Below are 15,416 nucleotides of genomic sequence, written 5' to 3'. Positions count from 1 at the left end.
CATGATGCGCTACCGAATGGCCGTGCTTTCCAGGGCGGCGGCCGCCATCCTGGGGGGGTACGCCCTGGCCTCGGCGGCTGCGGCCTGCCTGGCTGTGTGGCTGCCCATGGGGCGCGCGGACGCCGTGACCACGGCGCAGATGTTGTCCTTTGTGGTCTACGCCTGCGGCGTGATCTGGGTGTTCGCGACGCGCAACGCCTGGCGCGCCTGGGCCGGCATTCTCGTGCCCACGGCTGTCCTGGGCGGCCTGTTCCTGGCCGGCCGCATGCTGGGGGCGGCATGAAGGCTGCTCAAGCCAAAGCCAAGGCGCAAGGCGAGGAAGGCCTGCGCCAATCCATGTCCTGGCTGCACACCTGGGCGGGGCTGATATTCGGCTGGGTGTTGTTTGCCATGTTCCTGACCGGCTCGCTGGCATTCTTCCGGCCCGAGATCACGCGCTGGATGCAGCCCGAGATCCAGGTGCAGCCGGGGCCGGCCGTGCAGGCGGTGGACACGGCGCAGCGCTACCTGAGCGAACATGCGCCGGACGCCAAGCGCTGGTTCATCACGCCGCCCTCGAATCGCGAGCCGCTGATCCAGATCCTGTATCAGGTGCCCAAGCCCAAGCCGGGTGAACGCGGTTTCGTACGCGTGAAGCTGGACCCGGCCACCGGACAGCCCGTCACCGGGCGCGAGACGCGCGGCGGCGACTTCTTCTACCGTTTCCACTTCGAACTGGAAACCGCGTTCCCGTGGGGGCGCTGGCTGGCGAGCATCGCCGGCATGTTCATGCTGGTGGCGATCATCAGCGGCATCATCACGCACAAAAAGATATTCACCGACTTCTTCACCTTCCGGCCCAGGAAGGGCGGCCAGCGCGCCTGGATGGACGGGCACAATGTGCTGTCGGTGCTGGGGCTGCCATTCCACCTGATGATCACCTTCAGCGGCCTGGTGCTGTTCATGGTCATGCTGATGCCGGCGGGCATCCAGGCCGTGTACGAGAATCCGCGCCAATACACGGACGAGGTCTTCAAGTCCTTCAAGGTCACGCCGCCGCTGAACCAGCCCGCGCCCACGGTCCGCATCGCCCCGCTGATGGAGCAGGCCGAGCAGCATTGGCAGGGCAGGGTGGGCCGGGTGACCGTCAACAATCCGGGCGATGCCGGCGCTACCGTAACCCTGGTCCGCGATGCCGCCGACGGCGTGTCGTACGGCCGCCTGGCGCCCTATATGCGCTTTGACGGCGTGACGGGCGCGCTGCAGGAGCGCGAGGACGATCTCAGCGCCACGGTAATGACCGCCGGCGCCATCACCGGCCTGCACCTGGGGCTGTTCGCCGAACCGCTGTTGCGCTGGTTCTATTTCCTGGTCAGTCTGGCGGGCACTGGAATGGTGGGCACCGGGCTGGTGCTGTGGATCGCCAAGCGCCGCCAGAAGGCCCGCCCCGGCGACGCCCGCGAAGCCTTTTCGCTGCGCCTGGTGGATGGCCTGAACGCAGGCACCATCGCGGGCGTGGTTTTCGGCGTGGCAGCCGTGTTCCTGGCCAATCGCCTGTTGCCAGCGGACATGCCGGGCCGTCAGGTCTGGGAAGTTCGCGCGTTCTTCTCCGCCTGGGGGCTGTCGCTGGTCTACGCCTTTCTGTTTCAGCGCCGCAAGTGGCAGGACCTGCTGGCCATTGCCGCGGCCGCGCTGGCTCTGGTTCCGGTGGTCAATGCATTCACCACATCGCGGCACCTGGGCGTGTCCCTGCCCGCGGGCGACTGGGTCATGGCCGGGTTCGACCTGACCTGCCTGGCCAGCGCCGTGCTGTTCGGCTGGATGGCCCGCAAGGCCGCGCGAGCCCGCAAGGCGCCTGCGAAGACGCCGGGCAAGGTTCGCGCCGAACGGTCCGCCACCGTCAAGACCGCCGTTGCCGCGGCGCCTTCCCCTGTTGCTCAGGTTCACGCGGCGCAAGCCGCGCCGAGCGGGGCGATTTACGAACCGCGAGGTGATACGCCATGACGCTTGCCGCCTTCTGCCTGGCCTATGCGGGGTTCTCCGCCCTGTGCCTGGGCATGGACCGTCACTACGAAGACCTGTTCGACCGCGCCTTGCCCCGCCGGCACCGCTTGCCGCTGCGGGTCTTCGGCTGGGTCGCGCTGGCGCTGTCCCTGTGGGCGTCGGCCGCGGTCTGGGGCTGGAGCTACGGCACGGTCGAATGGATAGGCATCCTCAGCATCGCCGGCATGCTTCTGATCTGGTTCCTGACCTTCCGGCCGCGCGCCGCCTTGACTGCCGGCGGCTTGTGCGCGCTGGCGGCGCCGGTGCTGGCCGTCCTGTAACGCCGCCCGCTTATCCGGTGTCCGGGGCGCCGGCGGGTCCGCGTCCCGGCACGTTACACTGGGCGCTTCCCCTAGCAAACGCCTCGTAGCCTCATGAATACCCGCGTCCTTACCGGCATTACCACCACTGGAACTCCCCACCTTGGCAACTACGCGGGCGCGATCCGCCCCGCGGTCCAGGCCAGCACGCAGCCCGGCGTGGACGCATTCTTCTTCCTGGCGGACTACCACGCGCTGATCAAGTGCGACGACCCGGCGCGGGTCGCGCGTTCGCGCCTGGAAATCGCCGCCACCTGGCTGGCGGTGGGGCTGGATCACGAACGCGTGACGTTCTACCGCCAATCGGACATCCCCGAGATTCCCGAGCTCTGCTGGCTGTTGACCTGCGTCACGGCCAAGGGGCTGATGAACCGGGCCCACGCGTACAAGGCGTCGGTGGACCAGAACGTGGCCAAGGGCGTGGACCCCGACGACGGCATCACCATGGGGCTGTTCTCGTACCCGGTGCTGATGGCCGCGGACATCGTCATGTTCAATGCGAACCGGGTGCCGGTGGGCCGCGACCAGATCCAGCATCTGGAAATGGCACGCGACATCGCGCAGCGCTTTAACCACCTGTATGGCCGCGAGTACTTCTCGCTGCCGGAAGTGGCCATCGAAGAAGACGTGGCGACCTTGCCGGGCCTGGATGGCCGCAAGATGTCCAAGAGCTACAACAACACCATTCCGCTGTTCGAAGGCGGCGCCAGCGCCCTGCGCGCATCGGTGATGCGTATCGTGACGGATTCGCGCGCGCCCGGCGAACCCAAGGATGCCGAGGCCTCGCACCTGTACACGCTCTACCGCGCCTTCGCGACGCAGGCAGAGTCGGCGGCGTTCCGCCAGCAGCTCGAAGAGGGCATGGGCTGGGGCGACGCCAAGCAGGCGCTCTATGACCACCTGGAGGCCGTGCTGGCCCCGATGCGGGAAAAGTATGTCGACCTGATGGCCAACCCCGGCCGCATCGAAGACATCCTGCAGGCCGGCGCCGCCAAGGCCCGCAAGCTGGCCGTGCCGTTCATGCAGGAGTTGCGCCAGGCCGTTGGCCTGCGCACCCTGGGCGCGGCCGCCACGGCGGGCAAGGGCGCCGCCGGCAAGAAGGAAAAAGCCAAGGGCGCGCGTTTCGTCAGCTTCCGCGACGAAGACGGCGGTTTCCGTTTCCGCCTGCTGGCCGCCGATGGCGAGGAACTGCTGCTGTCGCAGAGTTTTGCGGATCCCAAGGAGGCCGGCGCCTTGATGCGCCGCCTGCAATCGGAACCGGCCGACACGGTGCTGCAGGCCAACGAGCAAGGCTATGCGGCCCTGGTCGATGGCGTGGCCGTGGCGACGGCGCCGGCCGGCGCGCAAGGCGAATCCGCTGCCGCGCTGCTGGCGCGGGCGCGCGAAGCGCTGCTGTCGCTGTCCCAGGAGTAGGGGGAGTCTGGCGGCGCCACGCGCCGCCCGTGGGGTCTTGGGGTTCAGGCCTGGCGCGCGTTGGCCACGATGCGGCCATCACGCACCTGGAAGCGCTGGGTGTGGCCCTGGCCTGCAATTTCAAGCATGTCGCCATCCGAATAGCCAGTGACGTTGGGACAGTCCAGCCATTCCGGATTGATGAACGGAAAGTACTTCAGCGTGCCACTGCCTTGGCTGGCGAAATCGAACGTGGTGTTGGCAACCACTTCCGGATCCCATTGGCTGGCGTCGAAGGTCAGCGCGCAGCCGGTGCCGATGCGATAGATGATGCTGGCGCCCATGCTGGCGAAGCCCAGCGCGCCGACGTGCAATTGCGCGCCATCGCGCAGTTCGATGATGCGGCTGCCCAGGCGCTCCAGCGTGATGTGCTTGAAGGTCACGTCGGCGCCGTTCACGATCAGGTGCGAATACTGGCCCAGCGTGACTTCGCCGTAGGCGCCGGTGGCGCCGGCTTCTTTTTCGGTGATGGTCGCCGTTTCATTGGCGGCAAGCGTAATGGTACTGGGCATGGCGGGCGGATCTCCGGTCTTCAGGGGGGCGCTATTGTTCTTGTGCTGCTACCCGATAGACGTTTCGCGCCGCAGATCGCCTGATCGTGGGTCTTGTGTCGCCGGACCGCCAGGAGCCGCCGCGGGCCGCCTTTTGGATGGTTTTTATTATTTCGACACAATTGGATATTTTCTCTTATTTTTTCAAATAAGGATTGAGCGAACGCAACCAAAGGGGGGCTTCTAGGGGAAAGTCCTAGGCCCTATCAGCAGGGCCGGCGGCAAAAAAAAGCCCGGCGCACAAGGCGCCGGGCTTTTGTTCTTGCGGGGATACGGATCAGCGCTTGAGCTTGGCGAAAGCGTCCGCCATGGCGCTGTTCACCGCGCCAGCGCCGCCACCCGCATTGCCGCGGCCGCCATCGTCTTGAGGGCGGCGGTTGGGGCGGTCGCCACCCTTGGGCGCGTCGCCGCTGCGGCGGGCCGGGGCGGCGGTGTCGTTCATGCGCATGGTGAGCGCCACGCGCTTGCGCGCGGCGTCCACTTCCAGGACCTTCACGCTGACCGTCTGGCCCACGCGCACGACGTCGCGGGGATCCTTCACGAATTTCTCGGCCAGGGCCGAGATGTGCACCAGGCCGTCCTGGTGCACGCCGATGTCGACGAACGCGCCGAAGTTGGCCACGTTGGTCACGACGCCTTCCAGCACCATGCCGGGGTACAGGTCGTTCAGCGTTTCCACGCCTTCCTTGAACTGCGCCGTCTTGAACTCGGGGCGCGGATCGCGGCCGGGTTTTTCCAGTTCGGCGAAGATGTCCTTCACGGTGGGCAGGCCGAAGCGCTCGTCGGTGAAGTCGGACGGCGAGACGCCCTTGAGGGCTTCGCGCTGGCCGATGATCTGCTTTACCTCGGCCTTGATCTTGGCCACGATGCGTTCGACCACCGGATACGCTTCCGGGTGGACGGACGAGGCGTCCAGCGGATTGTCGCCATTGGGAATGCGCAGGAAGCCGGCGGCCTGCTCGAATGCCTTTTCGCCAAAGCGCGGCACCTTGCGCAGGATCTCGCGCGTCGGGAAAGCGCCGTTCTCGTCGCGCCAGGCCACGATGTTCTTGGCCAGAAGCGAGTTCAGGCCGGACACGCGGGCCAGCAGAGCCGCGGAGGCGGTGTTCACGTCCACGCCCACGGCGTTCACGCAATCCTCGACCACGGCGTCCAGCGAGCGCGCCAGCTCGCGCTGGTTGACGTCATGCTGGTACTGGCCTACGCCGATGGCCTTGGGATCGATCTTGACCAGTTCGGCCAGCGGATCCTGCAGGCGGCGCGCGATGGAAACGGCGCCGCGCAAGGTCACGTCCAGGTCGGGGAATTCCAGGGCGGCCGTTTCCGAGGCCGAGTACACCGAGGCGCCGGCTTCGGAGACCACCACGCGGGTGACCTTCAGGTCCGGGAAGCGCTCCATCATGTCGCCCACCAGCTTTTCGCTTTCGCGCGAGGCGGTGCCGTTGCCGATGGCGATCAGGTCGACCTTGTGGCGCGCCACCAGCGCGGCCAGGGTGTTGATCGTGCCATCGCGGTCGCGGCGCGGTTCGAACGGGTACACGGTGGTGGTGTCGACGACCTTGCCGGTCTGGTCGATCACGGCCACCTTGCAGCCGGTGCGGATGCCCGGGTCCAGGCCCAGCACGGCCTTGGGGCCGGCGGGGGCCGCCAGCAGCAGGTCCTTCAGGTTGGCCGCGAACACGCGGATCGCCTCGGCTTCGCCGCTTTCGCGCAGGCGGCCGACCAATTCGCTTTCAAAGGCCGTCAGCAGCTTGACGCGCCAGGTCCAGCGGCAGACTTCGCCGAGCCAGCGGGCGCGCGGCGTCGCGTCCAGCGCGAACAGGCCATTGCCCAGCTTCAGGAAATTGGCGACGCGGGCCACGCAGGGGTGCGGCGTCTGCGCTTCGAGTTCGGCTTCCAGTCCCAGGCGCACTTCCAGCACGCCTTGCTGGCGGCCGCGCAAGAGCGCGAGGATGCGGTGCGAGGGCAGGGTGCGCAGCGGCTCGTTGAAGTCGAACCAGTCGCGGAAATTGGCGCCTTCGGTTTCCTTGCCGTCGATCATCTTGGAGTAGATCAGGCCGGTGGACCACAGGTGCTCGCGCATGTCGGCCAGCAGGTCCGCGTTTTCCGCGTAGCGCTCGGCCAGGATGTCGCGCGCGCCGTCCAGCGCCGTCTTGGCGTCGTTGATGGACGCTTCGGGGTTCAGGTACTGCGCGGCCAGCACGGCGGGGTCGCAAGCCGGATCGGCCAGAATGCCGTCGGCCAGCGGTTCCAGGCCGGCTTCGCGGGCGATCTGGGCGCGCGTGCGGCGCTTGGGCTTGTATGGCGCATACAAGTCTTCCAGACGCTGCTTGGTATCGGCGGTGGCGATTTCCTGCTGCAGTTCGGGCGTCAGCTTGCCTTGCTGCGAAATGGACTCAAGTATGGATCCGCGGCGTTCTTCGAGTTCGCGCAGGTAGCCCAGGCGCACTTCGAGGTTGCGCAGCACGGTATCGTCCAGGCCGCCCGTGGCTTCCTTGCGATAACGGGCGATGAAGGGCACGGTGGCGCCGTCATCCAGCAGTTCCACCGCCGAGGCGATCTGGGAGGCGCGCGCGCCGAGTTCGGTTGCAAGCTGCGCGACGATGCGGGCGTTGTCGACGCCGGCGGCGACGTTCGTGATAGCGGAAGTTTCAGACATCTCTATACGACGACAAAAAGGAAAAACAAGGGGCGGATTGTGCCATAAGCCGCTGTTACAGAACGTGCCCGGGCGGACAGATGTGTCCCCCCTTGCGCTGGTCCGGCGGTCGACCGCAAGCAGGAAAGCGCGGCCGCACCGGGTATCATTTGGTCCTTTCCCACATAAAGTGTCTGGCGCCCGAACCGCTTGTCCGGCACCGGTTCACCGTTGACCGACACTAGGCTGCCTGAATGCTGGACCTGGATATTTCCGAATTCTTCGACGAGGACGGGCCTTTGGCCACGGCCTTGCCCGGCTACAAGCCGCGTCCTTCGCAGGTGGAGCTGTCCCAGGCCATCGGCCAGGCCATCCAGGACCGCGCCACGCTGGTGGCCGAAGCGGGCACCGGCATCGGCAAGACCTGGGCCTATCTTGTACCCGCCTTCATCCAGGGCGGCAAGGTGCTGATCTCCACGGGCACGCGCACCCTGCAGGACCAGCTCTACGCGCGCGATCTGCCGCGCGTGCGCGCCGCGCTGGCCGCTCCCGTGACCGCGGCGCTGCTCAAGGGCCGCGGCAATTACGTCTGCCACTACCATCTGGACCGCCTGCAGGGCGACGAGCGCGCGCTGAAGTCCCGCACCGAGATCCAGCAGCTGCGCCAGATCCAGGTATTCGCGGGCATCTCCAAGACCGGCGACCGCGGCGATCTGGCGCAGGTGCCGGAAGACGCCGACATCTGGCAGCGCGTGACCTCCACCCGCGAGAACTGCCTGGGCCAGGAGTGCCCGCGCATCCGCGACTGCTTTGTCGTCAAGGCGCGCCGCCAGGCCCAGGAGGCCGACGTGGTGGTCGTCAACCACGCGCTGTTCATGGCCGACCTGGTGCTGCGCGAAGAAGGCGTGACGGACCTGCTGCCCGAAGCCGACACCGTCATCTTCGACGAAGCGCACCAGCTGCCCGACACCGCCACGCGCTTTCTGGGCAGCAGCGTTTCCACGCACCAGCTGATGGACTTCGGCCGCGCGCTGGAAGTCGCCGGCCTGGCCTATGCGCGCGAAGCCGCCAAATGGAGCGACGTCAGCCGCCACCTGGAAACCGCGGCGCGCGAGCTGCGCCTGGTCTGTGCGCCGCTGGACAAGATGCCGGGCCGCAAGGCCACCTTCGAGGCCATTCCCAATCCCGAGGAATTCGACGAAGCGCTGCTGGCGCTGCGCGAAGCCGTGGACGGCGCCACCAAGGCCCTGGGCGCGGTGGCGGAAAAGCACCCGGACCTGATGGCCGCCGCGCGCGCCGGCGCCGAGATCTCGGTACGGCTTAAACGCTGGGCGACACCCGGGCGCGCCAACGCCGGCGCGGACGACGAGGGCTGGGGCCGGGACGATCAGGCGCCCATACGCGCGGAGCAATCCGCGCTGGGCGACGGGCCGTCCACGCCAGCCGCAATCCTCGAAGGCGTCGCCGCGGCGGAGCAATGGACCGGTCCGGCGGTGCGCTGGGTCGAACATGGCCTGCACCATGTGCGCCTGCACTCGGCGCCGCTGTCGGTGGCCCAGGCCTTCTCCAAATACCGCAAGCCGGGCCAGGCCTGGATCATGACGTCGGCAACGCTGTCCGTTAACGGCGAGTTCACGCACTTCACCAGCCAGCTGGGCCTGGAGAGCGCGCGCACGGGCAAATGGGAATCCCCGTTCGATTACCCCGAACAGGCGCTGCTGTTCGTGCCGCGCGGCATGCCCGAGCCCCAGTCGCCGCAGTTCATCGAGCGTTTCGTCCAGACGCTGATGCCGTTGCTGGAGGCAAGCCCGGGCGGGACGCTGGTGCTGTGCACGACCTTGCGCGCGGTGGACAGGGTTGCCACCCTGTTGGCCGACGCCTTCGACGACGCCGGCCATGACTGGCCCTTGCTCAAGCAGGGCGAAGGCACGCGCCGCGACCTGCTGGACCGCTTCTGCAAGCTCAAGCACCCGGTGCTGGTGGGCAGCGCCAGCTTCTGGGAAGGCATCGATCTGCCCGGCGACGTGCTGACCCTGGTGGCGATCGACAAGCTGCCGTTCGCGCCACCCGACGATCCTGTCATCGAAGCGCGCCTGCGGGCCTGTCGGGCCCAGGGCGGCAATCCGTTCTCGGAGTACCAGCTGCCCGAAGCCGCCATCTCGCTCAAGCAGGGCGCCGGCCGCCTGATCCGTACGGAGTCGGACTGGGGCGTGCTGATGGTGGGCGACGCGCGGCTGGTCGAAAAACCCTATGGCAAGCGCCTCTGGCGCGGCCTGCCGCCCTTTGCGCGGACGCGCGAGCTGGAAGAGGTGCTGGCGTTCTACCGGCGCAAAACCGGCGATCAATAGCGCCATTCCGCTTTCCCCAGGCAAAAAAAAAGCCCCTCGTTCAAACGAGGGGCTTTTTCCCATGCGGCGGAATCAGTTGAACGGATTCCACCAGCTCTTGTCAGCCTTCAGGCCCTTGGTCCTGAATTCGCTGTTGGGGAAGTTCTTGTCGTAGACGCGCTGGGCGTCGTTTTTCAGTTCGGTCATGTGCAGCTTGTCGTAGGACTCGACCATCAGGTAGAGCGCCTCTTCGGTGGCGGGAGCGCCCTCGAAGTCGGTGATGACGGTCTGCGCCCGATTGGCCGCCGCGACATACGCGCCGCGCTCGTAGTAGTAGCGGGCGACGTGAACCTCGTTCATGGCGATGGTGTTGACCAGCCATGCCACGCGCTTTTCGGCGTCCACGGCGTACTTGCTTTCCGGGTAGCGCTTGATCAGCTCGTTGAAGGCGTCGTAGGACGCGCGCAGGCCCTTGGGATCGCGTTCGGCGGGATCCTGGCCAGTGATGTTGCTCATGAAGGCGCTGGCCGGCGTGAAGTTGATCAGGCCCTTCAGGTACAGGGCGTAGTCGGTGCCGGGATGGTTGGGGTAGAGCTGCTGGAAGCGGTCGATGGCGGCCAGGGCCTGCTCGTTTTCGCCGTCCTTCCAGTTGACGTACGCCAGTTCAAGCAGGGCTTGCTGGGCGTAGACGCCGAAGGGATAGCGGCTTTCGATGGCGGTCAGGCGCTCGCGGGCCTCCTTCCAGCCGCCCGAGGACATTTCCGACTTGGCATCGGCGTAGAGTTGTTCTGCGCTCCAGTTGGTGGTCTTGTCGTACTTGCTGTCGGTCGCGCCGCAACCGGCGATGACAATGACGGCAAATAGCGCGATAACCACGCGCAAAACCGGCCCGCTTCGGGATGCGGGGTTCGAGGGAGCTGCGGGGTGGTGAATCACGAGAATCGTATCCTTGGTGTTAGCATGGCAAGCTGATTATATGATTTGTCTCCATGTCTGATACAGCCGCCAGTCCAGATCTTGTTTCTGACGACGAACTCCTGGGTCTAGCCGACGAAAACCCCGACGAAAACCCGGACGCCCCGCGGGGGGAGCCGCAACTTGTAACCGTGCCGTCCGCCACGCGCGCCGACCGGCTGGACAAGGTGCTGGCAGGGTTGTTGCCCGACCATTCCCGCAACCGTCTGCAGGGGTGGATCGAGTCCGGCAACGTGCTGGTCAACGGCGCGCCCGGCAAAGTCCGGCAGACGGTCGGTCCGGGCGACGTCCTGACCATCTGGGCCCAGCCCGCGCCCGATGCGCGAGCCTTCACGCCCGAACCCGTGGAATTCGGCGTCGTGGCCGAAAGTCCCGACTGGATCGTGGTGAACAAGCCCGCCGGGCTGGTCACCCACCCGGGCGCCGGCAACTGGAGCGGCACGCTGCTCAACGGCTTGCTGCACCGCTACCCCGAATTGGTCCAGGTCGCCCGCGCCGGCATCGTGCACCGGCTGGACAAGGACACCTCCGGCTTGATGGTGGTGGCCCGCAACGACACGGCCCAGACCCATCTGGTGCGCCAGTTGCAGGCGCGCAGCATGGGCCGCGAATACGTGGCGCTGGCGCATGGCTGGATCGCCGCTCCCGGCAAGGTGGATCGCGCCATCGGCCGCGACCCGCGCGTGCCCGTGCGCATGAGCGTCGAACGGCCGGTGGCGCCCAAGCCCGCCATCACCAATTACGCGCCGGCCCGCCGCGGCATGGTGGATCCCGGAGGCCGCGTCACGGAAGTCGTGTGTCGCCTGGAAACCGGCCGAACCCACCAGATCCGCGTGCATATGGCCAGCCTGGGGCATCCGCTGCTGGCCGACACGATCTACGGCGGCAAGAACATCGCCGGAGCGCAGCGCCAGATGCTGCACGCCCGCGCGCTGCATTTCGACGATCCGGGCGGCAGCGGCGAGGTCCAATTCGCCGCCGCCATACCCGCCGACATGGCTCAGGTCCAGGAAAGCATTGCATGGAACGCGTGATTGCAGGGCTGCCGGTGGTGACCGGCCCGGAATGGGCCGGCGTGAACTATTTCTGCACGACCCGGGCGGGCGGAGTGGGCGTGGCGCCGCATGACTCCCTGAATCTGGGCCGGCGGGCGGGCGACAACCCCGATGCCGTGGCCGAGAACCGGCGCCGAGTGCGCGCCGCCGTGCCCTCCGATCCGCTTTGGCTGCGCCAGGTCCACGGCAGCGAGGTCGTGGACGCCGACCTGCCGGATGTGCCGGAAGAACCCGCCGCGGACGCCAGCGTCACGGCTCAACCCGGGCGCGTGCTGGCCATCATGGTGGCCGATTGCCTGCCCGTGGTCATCGCCGATGCCGGCGGCCAGGTGCTGGGCGCGGCGCACGCCGGCTGGCGCGGCCTGTCGGGCGGGGTGCTGGAACATACGCTGGCCGCCATGCGCGCCAAGGCGCCGCACGCCTCGGGTTGGCGCGCGTGGGTCGGTCCGGGCATCGGTCCGCGGGAATTCGAGGTCGGGCAGGATGTGCTGGATGCCTTCGTGGCGGACGACCCGGCCAGCCGGCGCTACTTCACGCCGCGGCCCGGCATGGCCGGCAAATGGCTGGCCGACCTCGCCGGATTGGCCGATTCCCGGCTGCGGCGCGCCGGGGTACAAGAGGTGTCGCTGAGCGGGATGTGCACCGTGACCCAGGCGGACCGCTACTTTTCCTATCGGCGCGACGGCGAAACCGGGCGCATGGCTTTGCTGGCCTGGCTAGCCCCGGTTTGACGCCGCGCAAGGCCGCGGGCCGCCCCGCGTCCTACTCTTGCGGCCCTCCTTGTATACCCGCATTGACAGTACCGTACCCGGAATGCAACATCAGTCGCGAAGTCTCGATAACAAGGTGTCGAAGTGAATGCCAATCTCTCCGCCGCAGGCCCCATTCCGGTGAGCGTGGCACCGGAAGTCCTGGCTGACATCCAGGCCGAATTTTCTCGCGAATGGCAGCGCCTTTGCGACGATGCCCGGCGCGGCGCGCTGGCGCCGCCGCCAGACCGCCGGTTCTCGGGCGATGCCTGGGCCGCCAACGGTTCGCACCTGCTGCTGGCGCATACCTACCTGCTGTCGGCCCGCGCCATGTCGCGCATGGTCGATGCCGCCCAGGTCAGTGAACCCATGCGCGACCGCCTGCGCTTTTCGATCATGCAATGGGTCGATGCGCTGTCTCCGTCGAACTTCCTGGCACTGAACCCGGACGCCCAGCAATCCATCGTGGAAAGCGCCGGCCGCGCCTTGAACGAAGGCCTGGCGAACCTGCTGGGCGACGTCAAGAAGGGCCGCATCACGCAAACCGACGAGTCGCAGTTCGAGATCGGCCGCAACGTCGCCACCACGCCGGGCGAAGTGGTGTTCGAGAACATGCTGTTCCAGCTGATCCAGTACACGCCCTCGACCGCCACCGTGCACGAGCGGCCGCTGGTCATCGTGCCGCCGAACATCAACAAGTTCTACATCCTGGATCTGCAGCCCGAGAACTCCTTTGTGCGCCATGCGGTCGCGCAGGGGTACACGGTGTTCCTGATTTCGTGGCGCAACCCGGTGGCCGGCGACACCGACGGCGTGGACCGCGCCACCTGGTCCGACTACCTGGACGACGCCGTGCTGCAGGCGCTGCGCGTGGCCAGCGACATCACCAAGCAGCCGCAGGTCAACGCCCTGGGCTTCTGCGTGGGCGGCACCATGCTGGCCTCGGCGCTGGCCCTGGCCGAAGCGCGCGGCGAGCATCCCGTGGCCTCGCTGACCTTGCTGACCTCGCTGCTGGATTTCCACGACACCGGCGTCCTGAAAGTCTTCGTCGACGAGGCCCACGCGCTGCTGCGCGACCATCAGCTGGGCAAGGGCGGCTTGATGCCCGGACGCGATCTGGCCACCACGTTCTCGTTCCTGCGGCCCAACGAGCTGGTCTGGAACTACGTGGTCGGCAACTACCTGAAGGGCCAGAAGCCGCCTCCCTTCGACCTGCTGTTCTGGAACGGTGACAGCACCAATCTTCCCGGACCTTTCTTCTCCTGGTATTTCCGCAATACCTACCTCGAGAACAACCTGAAGGTGCCGGGCCGCGCGCAGGCCGCAGGCAAGCCGCTGGATCTGACGCGGCTGCGGATGCCGGCTTATATCTTCGGATCCCGCGAAGACCATATCGTGCCGTGGGTGTCCGCCTACGCATCCACGCAGGTGCTGCGCGGGCCGCAGCGTTTCGTCCTGGGCGCGTCCGGCCATATCGCCGGCGTGGTCAATCCGCCCGCCAAGAAGCGTCGCAGCTACTGGGTGGCCGACGCCCTGGAGCAGGCCGGCCAACCCTTGCCTGGCGATCCCAACGCGTGGTTCGAGCAGGCGTCGGAGCACCCGGGAAGCTGGTGGCCCGACTGGACGGAGTGGCTGTCCGGCCATTCCGGCAAGCAGGTCAAGGCGCGTGAAAAATTAGGCAATGCCAAGCACCGGCCGATCGAGCCGGCCCCTGGCAGGTACGTGAAGGTCCGGGCTGCCTGACACCGCAATACGCGGTCGATCCCGGACCTATAAGAAAGTTAATCAACGAGGCGTCCGTCGCACACAGGAGGAAGTCCAATGAGCGGAAAACTGGCTTACGTAACAGGCGGGATGGGCGGGATTGGCACCTCTATTTGCCAGCGCTTGGCCAAGGATGGCTTTCGCGTGGTGGCAGGTTGCGGCCCCAGCCGCAACTATCAGCAATGGCTGGATGAACAGGCCGCGCAGGGCTATACGTTCCATGCATCCGTGGGTAACGTGTCCGATTGGGACTCCACGGTCGAGGCATTCGAACGGGTCACGAAAGAGCTGGGTCCGGTTGACGTGCTGGTCAACAACGCGGGGATCACCCGCGATGGGCTGTTCCGGAAAATGACAGCCGACGATTGGCGCGCGGTCATCGACACCAACCTGAACAGCCTGTTCAATGTGACCAAGCAGGTCATCGAGGGCATGGTGGAACGCCAGTGGGGGCGCATCATCAACATCAGTTCGGTGAATGGCCAGAAGGGGCAGTTCGGCCAGACCAACTACTCCACGGCGAAGGCGGGCATCCATGGTTTCACCATGGCGCTGGCGCAGGAAGTGGCCAGCAAGGGTGTCACGGTCAATACGATTTCGCCGGGCTATATCGGCACGGACATGGTCCGCGCCATCCGCCCAGACGTGCTCGAGAAGATCGTTGCCACGATTCCGGTGCGCCGCCTTGGCACGCCTGAGGAAATTGCGTCCATGACGTCCTGGCTCGCATCGGACGAGTCCGGCTTTTCGACTGGAGCGGATTTCTCGCTCAACGGCGGCCTGCACATGGGCTGACGTATCGTGGGCCGCCACCGGGCGGCCCATCGGCGCCGGATGGCCTCGGGGAGAGGGCCGTCCGGCATTACACTCCACCTTATTCGAAGCCTAAGAGATCGCCCGATCCGGGGACAAACATGACGCAAGCACAAACCGGCGCCAGCCTGCGCCTGATTAAAAAGTACCCCAACCGTCGTTTATACGACACCCGGACCAGCACCTACATCACCCTGGCAGATGTCAAGCAACTGGTCCTGGCCAATGAAGAATTCCAGGTCGTCGACGCCAAGAGCAGCGAAGACCTCACGCGCAGCATCCTCCTGCAGATCATTCTTGAAGAGGAAAGCGGCGGCATGCCCATGTTCTCCTCGAACATGCTGTCGCAGATCATCCGTTTCTACGGCCATGCCATGCAGGGCATCATGGGTTCCTACCTGGAAAAGAACATCCAGGCATTCATGGAGATCCAGCAACGCATGGCCGAGCAGTCCAAGGGCCTGTACGGAAGCCAGTTCGGCCCCGAGGCCTGGACGCAGTTCATGAACGTGCAGACGCCCATGCTGCAGAACATGATGAACAACTACATCGACCAGAGCAAAAACCTGTTCGTGCAGATGCAGGACCAGATGCAGGATCAGACGCGTGCGATGTTCTCGACCTTCCCGTTCACGCCCGGGGGCACACCCGGCGGAACGCCCGGAACCGGACGCAAATAGACAGAACAGGGACGGGCCCCTGGGCTCGTGTCCTGCTTGAAAACCGGTGCGGCGAGAGCCGCGCCGGTTT

13 protein-coding genes are annotated in these 15,416 nt (G+C 66.4%); 10 read left to right on the top strand and 3 right to left on the bottom strand.

Annotation, left to right across the window (positions count from 1 at the left end; genetic code table 11):
- The first annotated feature begins 1 nt into the window (after position 1).
- The 4 genes from HLG70_RS14620 to HLG70_RS14605 all read left to right on the top strand — a co-directional run bounded on the left by HLG70_RS14620 (position 2) and on the right by HLG70_RS14605 (position 3,755).
- Positions 2–283: a DUF3649 domain-containing protein gene (locus HLG70_RS14620; protein WP_171664150.1), complete on the top strand. Its 282-nt coding sequence runs from the start codon at positions 2–4 to the stop codon at positions 281–283.
- Positions 280–1,983: a PepSY-associated TM helix domain-containing protein gene (locus tag HLG70_RS14615; RefSeq protein WP_171664149.1), complete on the top strand. Its 1,704-nt coding sequence runs from the start codon at positions 280–282 to the stop codon at positions 1,981–1,983. Before HLG70_RS14620 ends, HLG70_RS14615 begins: the two co-directional genes overlap by 4 nt.
- Positions 1,980–2,303 (top strand): DUF3325 domain-containing protein, encoded by a 324-nt coding sequence (locus tag HLG70_RS14610; protein ID WP_171664148.1) that lies wholly within the window; start codon positions 1,980–1,982, stop codon positions 2,301–2,303. Before HLG70_RS14615 ends, HLG70_RS14610 begins: the two co-directional genes overlap by 4 nt.
- 93 nt (positions 2,304–2,396) lie before the next feature.
- A complete protein-coding gene (locus HLG70_RS14605; RefSeq protein ID WP_171664147.1) occupies positions 2,397–3,755 on the top strand; it encodes a tryptophan--tRNA ligase in 1,359 nt (452 codons plus the stop codon).
- 44 nt (positions 3,756–3,799) lie between these two features.
- Here HLG70_RS14605 and HLG70_RS14600 read toward each other — a convergent pair whose 3' ends face one another.
- Together HLG70_RS14600 and tex are read right to left on the bottom strand one after the other, a co-directional pair.
- A complete protein-coding gene (locus HLG70_RS14600; RefSeq protein WP_171664146.1) occupies positions 3,800–4,306 on the bottom strand; it encodes a hypothetical protein in 507 nt (168 codons plus the stop codon).
- A gap of 316 nt (positions 4,307–4,622) precedes the next feature.
- Entirely contained in the window at positions 4,623–7,004 is a 2,382-nt protein-coding gene (tex, locus tag HLG70_RS14595) for an RNA-binding transcriptional accessory protein Tex (protein ID WP_171664145.1), read from the bottom strand.
- A gap of 233 nt (positions 7,005–7,237) precedes the next feature.
- Here tex and HLG70_RS14590 point away from each other — a divergent pair, with 233 nt between their 5' ends.
- A complete protein-coding gene (locus tag HLG70_RS14590; RefSeq protein WP_171664144.1) occupies positions 7,238–9,331 on the top strand; it encodes an ATP-dependent DNA helicase in 2,094 nt (697 codons plus the stop codon).
- A gap of 72 nt (positions 9,332–9,403) precedes the next feature.
- On the opposite strand, the gene HLG70_RS14585 is transcribed toward HLG70_RS14590, so the two are convergent.
- The gene (locus tag HLG70_RS14585; protein ID WP_171664352.1) at positions 9,404–10,192 is read right to left on the bottom strand and encodes an outer membrane protein assembly factor BamD; all 789 of its coding nucleotides are present in this window, start codon (positions 10,190–10,192) and stop codon (positions 9,404–9,406) included.
- A gap of 107 nt (positions 10,193–10,299) precedes the next feature.
- Here HLG70_RS14585 and HLG70_RS14580 point away from each other — a divergent pair, with 107 nt between their 5' ends.
- The 5 genes from HLG70_RS14580 (at position 10,300) to phaR (ending at position 15,346) form a co-directional block, all read left to right on the top strand.
- Entirely contained in the window at positions 10,300–11,319 is a 1,020-nt protein-coding gene (locus HLG70_RS14580; RefSeq protein ID WP_171664143.1) for an RluA family pseudouridine synthase, read from the top strand.
- Entirely contained in the window at positions 11,307–12,071 is a 765-nt protein-coding gene (gene pgeF / locus HLG70_RS14575) for a peptidoglycan editing factor PgeF (protein WP_171664142.1), read from the top strand. The genes HLG70_RS14580 and pgeF overlap by 13 nt, the downstream gene beginning before the upstream one ends.
- Before the next feature lie 123 nt (positions 12,072–12,194).
- Positions 12,195–13,832, top strand: a complete 1,638-nt coding sequence (gene phaC / locus HLG70_RS14570; protein ID WP_171664141.1) for a class I poly(R)-hydroxyalkanoic acid synthase — start codon at positions 12,195–12,197, stop codon at positions 13,830–13,832.
- A 78-nt stretch (positions 13,833–13,910) separates the two neighbouring features.
- Positions 13,911–14,648: an acetoacetyl-CoA reductase gene (gene phbB / locus HLG70_RS14565; protein ID WP_171664140.1), complete on the top strand. Its 738-nt coding sequence runs from the start codon at positions 13,911–13,913 to the stop codon at positions 14,646–14,648.
- A 119-nt stretch (positions 14,649–14,767) separates the two neighbouring features.
- Positions 14,768–15,346 carry a polyhydroxyalkanoate synthesis repressor PhaR gene (gene phaR, locus HLG70_RS14560; RefSeq protein ID WP_171664139.1) on the top strand — a complete coding sequence of 193 codons (579 nt, stop codon included), beginning with the start codon at positions 14,768–14,770 and terminating at the stop codon, positions 15,344–15,346.
- The last annotated feature ends 70 nt before the right edge of the window (positions 15,347–15,416 follow it).

The sequence above is a fragment of the Achromobacter deleyi genome (assembly GCF_013116765.2).
Lineage (GTDB): Bacteria > Pseudomonadota > Gammaproteobacteria > Burkholderiales > Burkholderiaceae_B > Achromobacter > Achromobacter deleyi_A.
This window is presented reverse-complemented; position numbering and strand designations above follow the sequence as displayed.